Consider the following 15,003-nt stretch of genomic DNA (forward strand, 5'->3'; position numbering starts at 1 on the left):
TCGGTGACACTTCGGGGGGGCTTTCCGCGAAGTGGTCGTGGGGAGCCCCCCGCCGTTACGGGACACCGCGTCCCCCTGAGGCGTTCGCGTGGCGGCCAACGCGCCGATGACTGCGGTGCGCCCCGTTCGCCACGCCTGAAACCGCTCCAAGAGAAGGTCCGCACAGCCATGACCGCCGCCACCCGCAGAGAACACGACCTGCTCGGAGACCGGGGCGTCCCCGCCGACGTGTACTGGGGCATTCACACCCTGCGCGCCACGGAGAACTTCTCCATCACCGGGACGCCGATCTCCGCCTACCCGCACCTCATCGACGCGCTCGCAGCCGTCAAGGAGGCAGCAGCTCTCGCCAATGAGGAACTCGGGCTGCTGAAGCCCAGGAAGGCCGCCGCCATCGTCGAGGCCTGCCGGGAGGTCCGGGACGGGAAGCTGCACGACCAGTTCGTCGTCGACGTGATCCAGGGCGGCGCCGGCACCTCGACCAACATGAACGCCAACGAGGTCGTCGCCAACCGGGCGCTGGAGCTGCTGGGCCACGCGAAGGGCGAGTACCGGCACCTGCACCCCAACGAGGACGTCAACCTCGGGCAGTCGACCAACGACGTCTACCCGACGGCCGTCAAGGTCGCGACCGTCTTCGCCGTACGCGGGCTGCTCAAGGCGATGGCCGTCCTCCAGGATGCCTTCGGCCGCAAGGCCGTCGAGTTCCGGGACGTGCTGAAGATGGGCCGCACCCAGCTCCAGGACGCCGTGCCCATGACCCTCGGTCAGGAGTTCTCCGCCTACGCCGTCATGATCGACGAGGACCGCAGCAGGCTCGCCGAGGCCGTCGAACTGGTCCATGAGATCAACCTGGGGGCCACAGCCATCGGCACCGGCCTCAACGCCCCCGCCGGGTACGCCGAGTCGGCCCGTCGCCACCTCGCCGAGATCACCGGGCTGCCGCTGGTCACCGCCGCCAACCTCGTCGAGGCCACCCAGGACTGCGGCGCGTTCGTCCAGATGTCCGGCGTGCTGAAGCGCGTCGCGGTCAAGCTCTCCAAGAGCTGCAACGATCTGCGGCTGCTGTCCTCCGGGCCGCGCGCGGGCCTCGGTGAGATCAACCTGCCGCCGGTACAGGCCGGTTCGTCCATCATGCCCGGCAAGGTCAACCCGGTGATCCCCGAGGTCGTCAACCAGGTCGCCTTCGAGGTGATCGGCAACGACGTCACCATCACGATGGCCGCGGAGGCGGGACAGCTCCAGGTCAACGCCTTCGAGCCGATCATCCTGCACTCCCTGTCGGAGTCCATCACCCATCTGCGCGCCGCCTGCCTGACTCTCGCTGAGCGCTGTGTGGACGGCATCACCGCCAACACCGAGGTGCTGCGCGCGAGTGTCGAGAACTCCATCGGTCTGGTCACCGCCCTCAACCCGCACATCGGCTACACGGCGGCCACCGACATCGCCAAGGAGGCGCTCGCCACCGGCCGCGGCGTCGCCGAACTCGTCCTGGAAAGACGCCTGTTGCCGGCCGAGATGCTCGCCGACCTGCTCCGCCCCGAGGCCGTGGCCGGTAGAGGCCAAGCCCTGGCCTGACATGCCCGGCGCACCGGCGTACCGGCGTACCGACTCGGCGGGCAAACGGCCGCGCATCGAGGCGGCTCCGTCGGGTCGGGCCGGAGACGTGGTGACGACCCGCGGGCTGCGGCGATGCGGAGCGCTGAACCGCTCCGGGTCTGATGGAGGCTCCGGACTGTCCCGGAGCAGTCCAAGTAGCGCCGGGGCCGAGACGGTGACGCTTTCGGTTGCCTGCTGCTCCGATTCCAGCGCTCATGACAACGTGGTTCCTGGCCCGGTGGCGACGCGTATCACTCGCCGCCCGGATGCCCCAGCCTCATCCGAGTGGTCGGCGCTTGGCGGCTGTTCACGTCGCGCGTCATGGACACGTAAGACTGAACGGCGCCCGAACTGAGCCCCGCCCAGCATGAGGAGCTGCGCCGCTTCGGCATCCTCGGCTCGGCGCTGGAAGAAGCCCAGGATTCACCGGTGCGTTGGTGAAACCGGAGGGGGTGAAGCCCGGTGTCGCCCCGATACAGGTCCCAAGTGGCGCCGCCGACGTTGAGGGTGACGACCTTGGACCGACTGGCAGGGCAGGTGTCCTGGCGGGCTGATCGGTCTGTTCCCAACTGGTGCTCCAGTCGGCTGGGCGCGTCCAACCCGCATGGTTTGTCTGCCGGATCGGTGACCGGCGTTGAGCACTTCCTGCTGGTCGGAACGGGTTCGGCGCCCCGGACAGGAGTCTCCAGGGCGCCCGGCCGCGGTGGCCGCTTCTTCACACCGCGGCTATGCCCTCCATACCGGACTCGGCGAAGGAGGGGAGCCCGGTGGCCGTGGTGACCTTGGTGAGGGAGCCGTTCCTGCCGATGCGGAAGCCGTCGACGATGCCGGAGGTCCCGTTCTGCACGTACAGGAACTTCTCGTCCTGCGTCACCGCCAGGTCGATGACCCCTTGGCACATCGCCGACGGCGGTGTGGCGATGCCGATCTCGTTGGTGAGCGCGAGCCTGCCGTGCCGGTTGGTGCGGTAGCCGGTGACGGTCTAGAAGAACCCAAGCTTCTTCGGACTGTATGAAACAAGAAGGTTCTTGGTCTGCTGATAGTGCTCCAGCATCATCTTGTGCGTCTCGCGCCCGATCCCGGACTGCTTGTAGCCGCCGAACGCGGCGTGCGCGGGATAGGCGTGGTAGCAGTTGGTCCAGACGCGGCCGGCCTGGATGGCCCGGCCGGCGCGGTATGCCGTGTTGATGTCCCGAGTCCATACGCCTGCGCCGAGGCCGTACAGAGTGTCGTTGGCGATCTTGATGGCGTCGTCGAAGTCGTCGAAGGACGCCACGGAGACTACGGGGCCGAAGATCTCCTCCTGGAAGATCCGCATGCGGTTGTCGCCCTCGAAGATCGTCGGCTGGACGTAGTAGCCGCCCTTCAACTCGCCGTCGTACTCGATGCGTTCACCGCCCGTGAGGATCCGGGCGCCCTCCTGCCTGCCGATGTCGAGGTAGGAGAGGATCTTCTCCAGCTGGTCGTTGGAGGCCTGGGCGCCGATCATCGTGTCGGTGTCCAGCGGGTGGCCCGGCTTGATCAGCTCGGTCCGGGCGACCGCGGCCTCGAGGAACTCGGCGTAGTTGCCGCGCTGTACGAGGGCCCGGGAGGGGCAGGTGCACACCTCGCCCTGGTTCAGGGCGAACATGGTGAAGCCCTCGAGCGCCTTGTCGCGGAAGTCGTCGTTCCGCGCCCAGACGTCGTCGAAGAAGATGTTGGGCGACTTGCCACCGAGCTCCAGGGTGACCGGCTTGATGTTCTCCGAGGCGTACTGCATGATCAGCCGGCCCGTGGTGGTTTCACCGGTGAACGCCACCTTCGCCACCCGCGGGCTGGACGCGAGGGGCTTGCCCGCCTCCACGCCGAAGCCGTTGACGATATTGACCACGCCCGGCGGCAGCAGGTCCGCGATCAGGCTCATCCAGTAGTGGATGGAGGCCGGGGTCTGCTCGGCGGGCTTGATGACGACCGCGTTGCCCGCGGCGAGGGCGGGGGCGAGCTTCCACACCGCCATCAGGATCGGGAAGTTCCACGGGATGATCTGCGCGACCACGCCGAGCGGCTCGTGGAAGTGGTACGCCACGGTGTCGTCGTCGATCTCGCCGAGCGAGCCCTCCTGCGCGCGGATCGCACCCGCGAAGTAACGGAAGTGGTCGATCGCGAGGGGGATGTCGGCGGCCAGGGTCTCGCGCACCGGCTTGCCGTTCTCCCAGCTCTCGGCGACGGCCAGCTTGTCGAGGTTCGCCTCCATCCGGTCGGCGATCTTCAGGAGGATGTCGGAGCGCTCGGTCATCGAGGTACGACCCCACCCGGGGGCGGCAGCGTGCGCAGCGTCCAGTGCCCGCTCCACGTCCTCCGCCGTGCCGCGCGCGATCTCGGTGAACGGCTGCCCGTTCACCGGCGACGGGTTCTCGAAGTACTGTCCGCGGGCCGGCGGCACATACTCGCCCCCGATGAAGTGGTCGTAGCGCGCCTGGTAGGAGACGATCGCGCCCTGGGTGCCGGGCGCCGCGTAACGGGTCATGCTGGTCTGCCTCCTTCGAAGCGCTGCCCGCCGTTGGGCAGCTCCCGTCGGGAGGCTAGGGACGGCGACGTTGCAACTACGTTGCCGTGAGCGCCGGGGACAGGCGCGCACTACGACGGTGTGGCTGTCCGCCGAGCCGCGGCGCCGGACCAGTCGGCCGGTGCCGTCAACTCGCCCTCCAGCGACCTCAGTTGCGCCCGGACCGTCGCTGTCGGCCGGACCGCGGCGAGCGCCCGCCACACGTCGAGGTCGTCCTCGCCCCACGGCGCGTGTGCCCAGTCGGCCAGCAGGTCGGGGTCGCGGCGGGCGATCAGCGCCGCGCGCAGGGCGTCGGCGAGGCGATGCCTGAGGCGCACCACCGCCGGGGCCTGGGAGCCGGGCAGGAGTGGCCCCGCGTACGCCGTCGCGGCTGCCGTGACCGATCCGGTCTCCAGCCGCCGCTCGACGACGGCCACGTCGCACTCGACCGGCACGGTCAGCCGGTACGGACGTGAGGCCAGCAGCCCAGGGCCCAGCACCCTGCGCAACCGGGCCAGTTCGGCACGCAGCGTCACCGGTGTCACCGACTCGTCCTCGTACAACGCGCACAGCAGCTCGTCGCCGGTCAGACCCTCCGGATGACGGGCCAGCAGGACGAGGATCTCGCTGTGACGGCGGCTGAGCCTGATCCTGCGCCCGCCGGCGAGGAGTTGTGCCTCGTCCCGGCCGAGCGCCGTCAGCTCGGGCATGTCGGCGGCGGCCCGCGCCGGGGTGAGCAGCGCCAGCTGGGACTCGGCGGCGCGCGCGACCGCCTGTACGAAGCCCAGGCTGTGCGGATGCGCGAGGCCGTCACCGCCGGTGATGTCCACGGCGCCGAGCACCCGCCCGGTGCGCGGATCGTGCACCGGAGCCGCCGCGCAGGTCCAGGGCTGCACGCGCCGGATGAAGTGCTCGGCCGCGAAGACCTGCACGGGCCGGTCGACGGCGACCGCGGTCCCCGGCGCGTTGGTGCCCATCGCCGTCTCCGCCCAGCGGGCACCTGGCACGAAGTTCATCCGGCCCGCATCCCGCCGGGTGGCCGGATGGCCCTCGACCCACAGCAGCCTGCCGTTCGCGTCGCACACCGCGAGCAGATGCTTCCCGTCGGCGGCGAACGTCCCCATCAGCTCACGGAACAGCGGCATCACCCGAGCCAGCGGATGCTCGGCCCGGTAGGTGCCGAGGTCATCGTCCACCAGCTCCACGTTCGCCGTGCCGTCGGGCCCCACGCCGGCGCGGGCGGAGCGGCGCCAGGACTCGGCCACCACCGAACGCACCGGACGTGTCACCGTGCCAGCCTCGGTGAACGTCTCGTGCGCACGGCGTAGCATCCGTGCGTGCTCGGCAGGGTCGGCCCCCGGCTCCAGGGCCACCCACGGATCGGTCAACTCGGCCTCCCCGAAAGGTGATGCGGCTGAGGACATCGTCACTCCGGGTACGCGCGTCGACAACCGTTTCGACCAGGTCACCCGAATGACGGCCGGCTTCCGGTCACCGGTCTTCCCGACGGGGGCGTCGGTCGCCCGCCGCGGTCAGGCGAGATTGACGAGCTCTATGTAGCGCGTCCAGTCCCAGTGGGGCCCGGGGTCGGTGTGGTCCGTCCCGGGCACCTCGTAGTGCCCGATGATGTGGTCCCGGTCCTTCGGGATGTCGAGCCGGGCGCAGATCGTCGCGGTCAGCCTGGCCGACTGTTCGTAGAGGGCGTCGGTGAAGTATGCGGGCCGGTCCACCCAGCCCTCGTGTTCGATACCGATGCTGCGCGTGTTGTAGTCCCAGTTGCCCGCGTGCCAGGCGATGTCGGCTTCCCGCACGCACTGCGCCACGTGCCCGTCCGCCGAGCGCACCAGGTAGTGCGCGGTCACCTTCTTCTCCGGGTTCTGGAAGATGGCGAGCGTTTTCGCGTACGTCTCCTGCGTGACGTGGATGATCACACAGTCGAGGGGATAGGACACGGGGCGGTCCGACACCGTGTAGTTGGATCTGCTCGCCGGCTGCCATTCGGCGGCCGGGTAGTCGACGTCCTGGTCCTGCGCCCCGGCCCGCGCCTCGGGAAGTAACGCGTAGGGGACGGCGGCCAGAGCGGCGCCCTTCAGGAACCGCCGCCTGGATGTGCTCGGTCTTGCCCGTTCCATGAAGCCGTGCCTTTCGGTGAACCTGTGCCTTTCGGTAAACCCGTGCCTTTCGGTCGGTGGGGGCGGCTCAGCCCCGCAGGGTCGTCGCGATCTCGCGCAGCTGAGCGTGCACTCCGCGATGAGTCTCGCGCGCGGGCAGCCATTGCTTGCGGATCTTGGCCACGCAGGTGTAGTTGGTGTCGCACACATTGGCCAGCGGCGACTCGACCGTCTGGGTGGCGAACTGGTAGGCGTCCAGCTCACTGAAGCCGTAGTCGCGCACCAGCCACTGCACCAGGTCGAGCTGGGATATCCGGAAGGCGTCCTCCAGCGGGCGGGCCGAGCCCGTCGAGATGATGTGCGTGTCCGACTCGATGCGCGGCCACGGCGTGGTGAGCCCCTTGAGCAGCTCCACGATCACCACGGTGTTCATCGCGCACTCGACGGCGACCCCGCAGGTCTCGCCCTCGCCCTGCCGCGCATGCCCGTCGCCCAGGCTGAGCAGCGCGCCCTCCACGTTCACCCCGAGGTAACAGGTGACGCCGGCCCGCATCTCGGGCGTGTCCATGTTGCCGCCGTGCGCGTCGGGCACCAGGGCCGAACGGACCTCGAGGTTGGCAGGGGCCACGCCCACGGTGCCGTGCATCGGGTCCATGGGCAGCTCGGCCTCGATGTCGCTGTCGTGTGCCCGGAACAGGGCCGTGCGGCGGGCGCGGTCGAGCTGCCAGATCCACACGGTCTCCGGCAGCGGCGGCTGGAGGGTGGCCGTGGTGTGCGTGGAGGTGAGCGCGCCGAACAGCGGGACCGTGGTCGACGCGGCCCAGTCGCGGGCCGGTTCCACGGACACGAAGTGCACGGCGACCGTGTCACCCGGTTGGGCGCCCTCGACGTAGAAGGGTCCGGTCTGCGGATTGAGGAAGGGGAACTCGCACACCTCGGACACCAGATCCTTCTCGGACCGCACCCGCCCGGCGAAGCAGTCCTCCGTGTACAGGTCCAGGACCGTGCCGGGCGTGATGCGCGCGACGGGCGGTGCGCCGCCGAACGTCCAGGCGTACTCGCCCGGCTCGGGCCGGACGGTCAGGGTGCGGGGGTCGCTCATGGGTGTGCTGCTCCGCTCTGCGCAGGGTCGGTGGGGGAGGGGTCGTCGAGGTGGACGCGGGCGGTCTCGGATATCCGCTCCGGGTGCCGCCGCATCAGCACCAGCAGCACCACGACACCGGCGGCCATCCACGCGGCGACGATCGGCCCGGCGTAGGAGACGGGTGCGGTCAGCTCGGTGACGAAGTCGAAGACGGGTAGGCCGGCCGCCGTCAGCAGCGCGGGCACGAACGCGACGATGCCGAGCAGCGGCAGCAGCAGATGCCGTACCGGTTTGAGCAACTCCCGTCTGCGGCGCAGGAAATAGCCGGCGCAGGCGAGGTTGGCGACGATGTAGACGCCGATCACGACCGTGACGATCACCGTGGCGAGCAACAGGAAGGCCGTCACCGGGTCGTAGCCGAAGCCGAGCCCCAGCACGGCACCGACCGCCACCACGGTCTGCACGGCGATTCCCGCGATGGGGGAGCGGTGTCTGGGGTGGAGCGTGGCGAAGAGGCGGGGCAGGACGCGGATGCGGGCCAGAGCGTAGGCCGTCCGGGTGGAGACGTTGGCGCACGCGTTGGCGTTGGCGATCGCTGAGTTCACCACGGCCAGGAACACCAGCACCCAGAACAGGCCGAACGACGCCCGTGCCACGCCCTCCCAGGACGCGGCGCCGGAGGCCCCGAACCTGGCGAACCGGTCCGGCCCGAGGTACACCGTCATCGCGTAGGTCGTGACCACGTAGAACAGCCCGATGCCGAGCGCCGCGCCGAGGACCGCGCGGTGCATCGTCCGGCGCGGGTCCCGCGTCTCCTCGGCGAGTGGCGCCGCGGCCTCGAACCCGGCGAAGGCCAGCACCGTGTACACCGACCCGGCGAAGACCCCGCTGATCCCTCGGTAGCCCTCGGCCGTGTGGGAAGTGCCGAACACCGAAAGGGTGTTGTCCCCTCCCGCCTTTCCGATCAGCCAGACGGCGAACACGAGGAAGACAAGAACCTCGAAGATGCCCAGGACGGTGCCGAAGCGGGCCGAGGCACGCACCCCGTAGTACCCCGCGGCCGCGATGATCGCCGCACCCGCGAGCGCCCAGGGCCACCACAGGTCCGCCGGATACGAGGACCACTCCTGGTGCAGCGTGCCCGCCGTGGTGAAGCCGAGCTGCAGAAGCAGCAGCGGCGGGACCAGAGCCTCCACGAACACATAGCCCCAGCCGACCAGGAAGCCCACGACCGGATGCAGACCCTGCGCCGCGTACGTCGACACCGAGCCCGCCGCCGGGAGTTCACGCGCCAGCTCGGCCACGCAGGACGCGGTGAACAGACAGGCCACCAGGGCGATCAGCACCGCGAGCGGCAGGCTCCCGCCGGCGAAGGCCGCACCCGAGGGAATGGACGCGGCGACGGCTGCGGCCGGCGCCATGGCCGTGATGCTCTGGAACAGCACCTCGCGCAGGCCGATCGCGTCACGCCTGAGACCTGCGTCCGCCGCCACATTACCCGCCATGTGAATCCCCCCAATCCACGCCGACTGCCCGGCGCCGCCCGATCCGTCGGGAGTGCCCCGCGTGAATCACGGTACGGCGCTTGCGAGTTGGGCAGAAGGGCGCAACGTGCTTCGGTGGACGACGGCGCGAATGTGGAAAACCCCGCCACCCCTGCGGGTGAAGCAGAGGGGGCGATGTGGCCTACGGCGTGCGCCGCAGGCTTGCCGAGAGATGGTGCTGCAACGGCCTGCCCACCGCCGCGAGGTCGAAGACGAAGGTGAGTGTGTCGTTGCCGGCCAGGGTGTAGCGGCGGCGGGTGGCGGTGACCTCCTTCGCCGTGGGGGTCAGCGCCACGTCGTGGGTGGAAAGGTCCACCGTGCCCTCGCCCGCCCGGCCGACGGCGATCTCCGCAATCCCCGTGGGCTGAGTGATCAGTGCCTCCACCCGGCCGTCCGGCTGAAGCCGCCACCAGCCGCTCTCCCGGGCCGCCGGACGCAGCGGTGCGCCGTCCCCGTCGAGCAGCCAGGCCCGGGCCTCGTAGCGGAGGAAGGGGCGCCCGTCATGGCCGAAGGTGACCTCCTGCCCGTACGCGAAGTCCCCTTCGAGTGTCGGGTAGCCGCCCTCACCCCGGCCCCGCCACGTACCCAGGAGACCGAGCACGGGCGCGAGCAGCGGGTGTGGTGCCGGTGCCGCGTCCGGCCGGTGGCTGTCGGGATACGGGTGCTGCGCCGCGGGGTCGAACACGATTGCGCTCCTCGGATGGTGCCGGTGCGTGACGCACGAAAGCCTAGGGCGCATGCGGGGCGCTGCCCCCGAACGACGGCGCGGGCGCTGGGGTCAGGCCCGTTCGGCCACCGCCGCAGGATCGTCCAGCACCGCCCGCACCACCGAATGTGCCGCGCCCAGCAGCGGTCCCTCGGGGCCCAGCCGTGACACGGACACCGGACAGGCCGGGCCCGCGGTGCGCCGGTCCAACTCGGCCTCCAGCGAGGGCAGCAGCCAGGGCGCGAGCCCCGCCAGCGCGCCGCCCAGCACCACGCTCTCGGGGTCCAGCAGGTTGACCGCCCCGGTCAGCGCGATGCCGAGCGCCTTCCCCGCCTCGCGCAACGCACCCCGTACGTCCTCGTCGCCCTCCGCGGCCCGGCCCGCGAGCAGCCCGACCCGGTCCTCGCCCGGCTCCAGACCCGCCGCGCGCAGCACCGCCTCCTCACCGGCGTACTGCTCCAGACAGCCGCGCCCGCCGCACGGGCACGCGGGCCCCTCCGGCTGCACCGGCACATGCCCCAACTCGCCCGCGAAACCACGCGTCCCGCGCAGCAGCCCCCCGGCCACGACGACCGCCGCGCCGATACCGATCTCCGCCGACACGTGCAGGAAGTCGTGGGGAGTGCGCTCGCCGAGCCAGAGTTCGGCGAGCGCACCGAAGTTGGCCTCGTTGTCGACGGTCAGCGGGATGTCCGTGGGCAGCAGCGCCCCGATGTCGGTGTCGCGCCAGTCGAGGTTCGGGGCCCGTACGACGGTGCGTGCGTCGCGCGCCACCAGGCCCGGCACGGCCACCGCGAGCCCCGCGGGCCACAGCCCCTCGCGCTCCGCCTCGGCGACCACCCGGCGCACCAGACCGGTCAGTTCCTCGATCACCGGCTCGGGCGAACAGCCGCGGTTGGCGCCGTGCCTTACGGCACGCGCGCGTACCTGTCCGCGCAGGTCGACCGCGCAGACCGCGAGGTGGTCCACACCGATCTCGGCGCCGATGCCGGCGGGGCCGTGCCCGCTGACGGCGAGCGCCGAGCCGGGACGTCCCACCCGTCCGGGCCGCTCGGGGCCCAGCTCCTCGAGCAGCCCGGTGCGTATGAGCTCGTCGACGAGGGTCGACACCGCCGCCCGGGTCAGGCCGATGCGGGAGGCGACGGCGGCGCGGGAGAGCGGTCCCTCGGCGCTGACGCTGTGCATCACCCGGGCGAGATTGCGGCGGCGCATGCCCTGCTGGGTGTCCGGCAGCACCCGCCCCGGGCCGGCCGGGTGGGCCTCGTGCAGCGGTGCGGTCATGCCCCCGTCCTCAGCTGTCGGTGCTCCGCTCCAGCAGCGGGGCCGCGTCGGAGAGTACCCCGGCGATCCTCGCCAGCGTCGCCTCGTCCCGCTCCACGGCCTCCAGCACCGGGCCCGCGGTGGTGTTCCAGCGCCGGGCGACCGAGGCCGGATCCTCCCCGGTCAGCAGGCCCGCCGCCTGCGCCGCGGCGCCGAGCGCGACCAGTTCCTTGGCCTCGGGCACCTTAACCGGGCGGCCCGACAGCCGTCGTACGGTCTGCTGCCAGGCCGCGCCCCGGGCGCCGCCGCCGATCAGCAGCAGCGGGACCGAGCGGTCCGCGTCCTCGTCGAGTACCAGGTCGAGCGCGCCGAGCAGTGAGTGCACGGCGCCGTCGTAGGCCGCCTGCAGGAGCTGGCCGCCGGTGGTGTCGTGGCGCAGGCCGTGCAGCAGACCGGAGGCGCCGGGCAGGTTGGGGGTGCGCTCGCCGTCCAGGTAGGGCAGGAGCGTGACGGCGGTGGTCGGCTCGACGGCCTCGCGGTCCAGGCCCAGCAGCGTCGCGACGCGGTCGACGGCGAGCGTGCAGTTCAGGGTGCAGGCCAGCGGCAGCCAGTCGCCGTGGGCGTCGGCGAAGCCCGCCACCGTGCCGGTCGGATCCGCCGGACGCCGCTTGGAGACGGCGTACACCGTGCCCGAGGTGCCCAGGCTGAGCACAGGCGTGCCCGGACGCAGCCCGAGGCCCAGCGCCGCGGCGGCGTTGTCGCCCGTGCCCGGAGCGACCAGGGTGCCCTTGGAGAAGGGCAGGTCGTGGCTGTCGCGCACGGTTCCGGCCACCTCGCCGGGCCGGACCACCCGGGGCAGCAGCGCGGGATCGAGTCCCACGTGCGCCAGGGTCTCCTCGTCGTAGGACTCCGTCCCCGAAGCCCACCAGCCCGTACCGGAGACGTCTCCTCGGTCGGTGGTGCCCTGCCCGGTCAGCCGCTCGGTGAGGTAGTCGTGGGGCAGGCGCACCGCCCTGGTGGCGCGCACGGCCTCCGGCTCGTTCTCCGCCAGCCATGCCCACTTCGTGACCGTGAAGGACGGGCCGGGCACGCTTCCGGTGCGCTCCGCCCATGCCTTCGGGCCGCCCAGCTCCTCGACCAGGCGGCGGGCCTGCGGCGCCGAGCGCACGTCGTTCCACAGCAGCGCCGGGCGTACCGGCTCGCCCCGCCCGTCCAGCGTGACCAGGCCGTGCTGCTGCCCGCCGATCGACACCGCGGCGGCCTCGTGCGCCGCGTCACCGCACTGGTGCAGCGCCTCGCACAGGGCGTCCCACCACTGGCGCGGGTCGCTCTCGCGGCCGGCCCCGGAGGAGACGGTGTGCGGTGCCTGGCCGCTCGCGACGACCTGACCGGTGGCCGCGTCGACGACGAGCGCCTTGGTGGACTGGGTGGACGTGTCCACGCCGACGACGAGCGGACCCTCGGCTGCTGACATCGGGCTCTCCCTTTTTCCGCGGCTCTGCGGGCTCTGACCTGCTGGTTCGAGGGTTTCCGGGCCATGGTGACCCGGAACCTCACCCCTTCGGGGACATCTTGTCCCTTCCCAGGGATGCGTCCGCATACTAATTTGTAAACCGCCATGACGAAATAGTCGCAAGGCAACGGTCGCAAACGAGCAAGGAGCCGCGGCATGAGCTACCAGCCCACCCCCGAGGACAGGTTCACCTTCGGCCTGTGGACCGTCGGCTGGCAGGGAAGGGACCCGTTCGGCGACGCCACGCGGCGTGCCCTCGACCCGGTCGAGACGGTGCAGCGCCTGAGCGAGCTCGGCGCCTACGGCGTCACCTTCCACGACGACGACCTGATCCCCTTCGGATCCTCCGACACCGAGCGCGAGTCGCACATCAAGCGCTTCCGCCAGGCCCTGGACGCCACCGGCATGACCGTGCCGATGGCCACGACCAACCTCTTCACGCACCCCGTCTTCAAGGACGGCGCGTTCACCGCGAACGACCGAGAGGTGCGCCGCTACGCGCTGCGCAAGACCATCCGCAACATCGACCTCGCGGCCGAGCTCGGCGCCAGGACCTACGTCGCCTGGGGCGGCCGCGAGGGTGCCGAGTCCGGCGCCGCCAAGGACGTACGCGTCGCCCTCGACCGCATGAAGGAGGCCTTCGACCTCCTCGGCGAGTACGTCACCTCCCAGGGCTACGACCTCAAGTTCGCGATCGAGCCCAAGCCGAACGAGCCCCGCGGCGACATCCTGCTGCCCACCGTCGGCCACGCCCTCGCCTTCATCGAGCGCCTGGAGCGCCCGGAGCTGTACGGCGTCAATCCCGAGGTCGGCCACGAGCAGATGGCCGGGCTGAACTTCCCGCACGGCATCGCGCAGGCCCTGTGGGCGGGCAAGCTCTTCCACATCGACCTCAACGGCCAGTCCGGCATCAAGTACGACCAGGATCTGCGCTTCGGCGCCGGCGACCTGCGCGCCGCGTTCTGGCTGGTCGACCTCCTGGAGAGCGCCGGTTACGAGGGCCCGAAGCACTTCGACTTCAAGCCGCCGCGGACCGAGGACCTCGACGGCGTGTGGGCCTCGGCCGCCGGCTGCATGCGCAACTACCTCATCCTCAAGGAGCGGGCGGCCGCCTTCCGTGCCGACCCGGAGGTTCAGGAGGCCCTGCGCGCCTCGCGCCTGGACCAGCTCGCCCAGCCCACCGCTGCCGACGGCCTGCAGTCGCTGCTCGCCGACCGCAGCGCCTTCGAGGAGTTCGACGTCGAGGCGACCGCCTCGCGCGGGATGGCCTTCGAACACCTCGACCAGCTGGCCATGGACCATCTGCTGGGGGCGCGTGGCTGAACGGCACGCGTACGTGTGCACGCGCGTGCTTGATCCGTGTGCGCACGCGCGCGTGCCCGAGCGATCCCCGTGCGGAATGCGCCGGAACCGTACGGTCCATGGCAGGGAGCCGTACCAACTTCCGTGCGGGGGTCGCCGCCTGCCCGATGTGCGGCGACTCTGGATGGTATGGCCATACCGCCGGTACCGCCTCAGCCGCCCGGGCCCCCGAGTGACACACCGCCACCGGGTGGCGGGTTCGGACCTCCTCCCCCCTACGGCGACTGGCAGCCGCCCCCTCCGCCGCCCGGGCGACGACGCAACCCGCTCTTCGTCCTCCTGGTCGGTCTCGCGGCGGTCGCCGCAGTGGTCGCCGTCGTGCTGATGGCCTCCAGCCACGGGGACTCGCCCGACAGGAAGTCACCCACGGAGACGGGCGCGAGCGCCGGCCACACCTCGTCGCCGTCCCTGAGCATCCCGACGGAACTGCCGAGCAAGCTGCCCAGCCGGCTGCCGTCGAAGCTGCCCAGCGAACTGCCGAGCAGTGTCCCCAGTGACTTCGAATCGCTGATCCCTTCACTGGGGGACGTCGAGCTGCCGTGACACGGGGGCAGGCATCGTGAGAAGAACACACGATGCCAACGCCCAAGTGGTGAAGGCCGGATGGCCGGATACCTCGGATACCGGGGACATGCAGTTCGTCTTCTTCATGACCCCGCCCGGCCTGGTCATCGTGCTGACCCTGCTGGCCGTCGTTGACCAGCTGCTGTTGCGCGCGGGTCGGGCCGGAGTGCTGTCGTGGCGGAACAGCGCACGTCAGGAGCGGAGATCGGCAGCCACATTACGCAGCCCTGCCCGTGGGCGGACACGCTTCCATCAGCGATCAACCAGTGCCGCCGGGACCGGCGACAGCACCCCCCCGGATCATCAAGGGCAGGGGCAAAGAGTCATACCGGCCCCGATGGCCACGAATCCGAACCGGGCTCTACGACGAAGGTAATGGGCAAAAGGTGGCGACCGGCGGGGTGGCCGCGTCGGTGGTCTTCGCAGGCGGAGCGACATACGCGACGGGCCGCCCGCACGAGACATCGACGACGGTGGCGAGTTCAACCCCTTCGCCGGTCAACTCGCCCACGGAGGGGGGATCTTCACCTCCTGCGTCCACCTCGCCGCCCGCCACCTCGCCGCCCGCCACCTCGCCGCCCGCCGCCCGCCGCCCGCGGCCGACGCGCCGCCCTCCGTCGCGCTCTCGGACAGCCCGTCGTCCTCGCCGCCCTCCTCCCCGACGACGACCCCCGCCGCCGAGCCGCCGCCCACCGCGTCCCCGAGCGCGGCCACCCCCGGCACGGTCACCCTCACC

At 71.2% G+C, this 15,003-nt stretch carries 13 protein-coding genes; 3 read left to right on the forward strand and 10 right to left on the reverse strand.

The genetic code is table 11. The annotated features are described in order from the left end of the window. Window positions 1-168 precede the first annotated feature (168 nt). The gene (aspA, locus tag LJ657_RS19580; protein ID WP_232649937.1) at window positions 169-1,578 is read left to right on the forward strand and encodes an aspartate ammonia-lyase; all 1,410 of its coding nucleotides are present in this window, start codon (window positions 169-171) and stop codon (window positions 1,576-1,578) included. A gap of 736 nt (window positions 1,579-2,314) precedes the next feature. Here the strand turns inward: aspA and LJ657_RS19585 are convergent. The 9 genes from LJ657_RS19585 to xylB all read right to left on the reverse strand — a co-directional run bounded on the left by LJ657_RS19585 (window position 2,315) and on the right by xylB (window position 12,302). Then, window positions 2,315-2,500 (reverse strand): hypothetical protein, encoded by a 186-nt coding sequence (locus tag LJ657_RS19585; protein ID WP_232649938.1) that lies wholly within the window; start codon window positions 2,498-2,500, stop codon window positions 2,315-2,317. 81 nt (window positions 2,501-2,581) lie between these two features. Next, window positions 2,582-4,105 carry an acetaldehyde dehydrogenase ExaC gene (gene exaC / locus LJ657_RS19590; RefSeq protein WP_232649939.1) on the reverse strand — a complete coding sequence of 508 codons (1,524 nt, stop codon included), beginning with the start codon at window positions 4,103-4,105 and terminating at the stop codon, window positions 2,582-2,584. 110 nt (window positions 4,106-4,215) lie between these two features. Continuing rightward, window positions 4,216-5,547, reverse strand: a complete 1,332-nt coding sequence (locus LJ657_RS19595) for a GAF domain-containing protein (RefSeq protein ID WP_232649940.1) — start codon at window positions 5,545-5,547, stop codon at window positions 4,216-4,218. A gap of 108 nt (window positions 5,548-5,655) precedes the next feature. Next, a complete protein-coding gene (locus LJ657_RS19600; protein WP_232649941.1) occupies window positions 5,656-6,255 on the reverse strand; it encodes an N-acetylmuramoyl-L-alanine amidase in 600 nt (199 codons plus the stop codon). A 67-nt stretch (window positions 6,256-6,322) separates the two neighbouring features. Next, window positions 6,323-7,336 (reverse strand): acetamidase/formamidase family protein, encoded by a 1,014-nt coding sequence (locus LJ657_RS19605; RefSeq protein WP_232649942.1) that lies wholly within the window; start codon window positions 7,334-7,336, stop codon window positions 6,323-6,325. After that, window positions 7,333-8,823: an APC family permease gene (locus tag LJ657_RS19610; protein ID WP_232649943.1), complete on the reverse strand. Its 1,491-nt coding sequence runs from the start codon at window positions 8,821-8,823 to the stop codon at window positions 7,333-7,335. Before LJ657_RS19610 ends, LJ657_RS19605 begins: the two co-directional genes overlap by 4 nt. A 181-nt stretch (window positions 8,824-9,004) precedes the next feature. Next, window positions 9,005-9,547, reverse strand: a complete 543-nt coding sequence (locus tag LJ657_RS19615; protein WP_232649944.1) for a heme-binding beta-barrel domain-containing protein — start codon at window positions 9,545-9,547, stop codon at window positions 9,005-9,007. Window positions 9,548-9,640: 93 nt separating this feature from the next. Continuing rightward, window positions 9,641-10,849 carry an ROK family transcriptional regulator gene (locus LJ657_RS19620; protein ID WP_232649945.1) on the reverse strand — a complete coding sequence of 403 codons (1,209 nt, stop codon included), beginning with the start codon at window positions 10,847-10,849 and terminating at the stop codon, window positions 9,641-9,643. A 10-nt stretch (window positions 10,850-10,859) separates the two neighbouring features. Continuing rightward, complete coding sequence (gene xylB / locus LJ657_RS19625) at window positions 10,860-12,302, reverse strand: xylulokinase (protein WP_232649946.1); 1,443 nt, start codon at window positions 12,300-12,302, stop codon at window positions 10,860-10,862. 195 nt (window positions 12,303-12,497) lie between these two features. Between xylB and xylA the strand changes: the two genes are divergently transcribed. Then, on the forward strand, window positions 12,498-13,664 hold the full coding sequence (gene xylA, locus LJ657_RS19630) for a xylose isomerase (protein WP_232649947.1): 1,167 nt from the start codon (window positions 12,498-12,500) through the stop codon (window positions 13,662-13,664). Between the two features lie 168 nt (window positions 13,665-13,832). Continuing rightward, complete coding sequence (locus LJ657_RS19635; protein WP_232650193.1) at window positions 13,833-14,246, forward strand: hypothetical protein; 414 nt, start codon at window positions 13,833-13,835, stop codon at window positions 14,244-14,246. Between the two features lie 519 nt (window positions 14,247-14,765). On the opposite strand, the gene LJ657_RS19640 is transcribed toward LJ657_RS19635, so the two are convergent. Continuing rightward, window positions 14,766-15,002 carry a hypothetical protein gene (locus tag LJ657_RS19640; RefSeq protein ID WP_232649948.1) on the reverse strand — a complete coding sequence of 79 codons (237 nt, stop codon included), beginning with the start codon at window positions 15,000-15,002 and terminating at the stop codon, window positions 14,766-14,768. Between the last annotated feature and the right edge of the window lies 1 nt (window position 15,003).

It is taken from the genome of Streptomyces guryensis (assembly GCF_021261325.1).
Classification (GTDB): Bacteria; Actinomycetota; Actinomycetes; order Streptomycetales; family Streptomycetaceae; genus Streptomyces; species Streptomyces guryensis.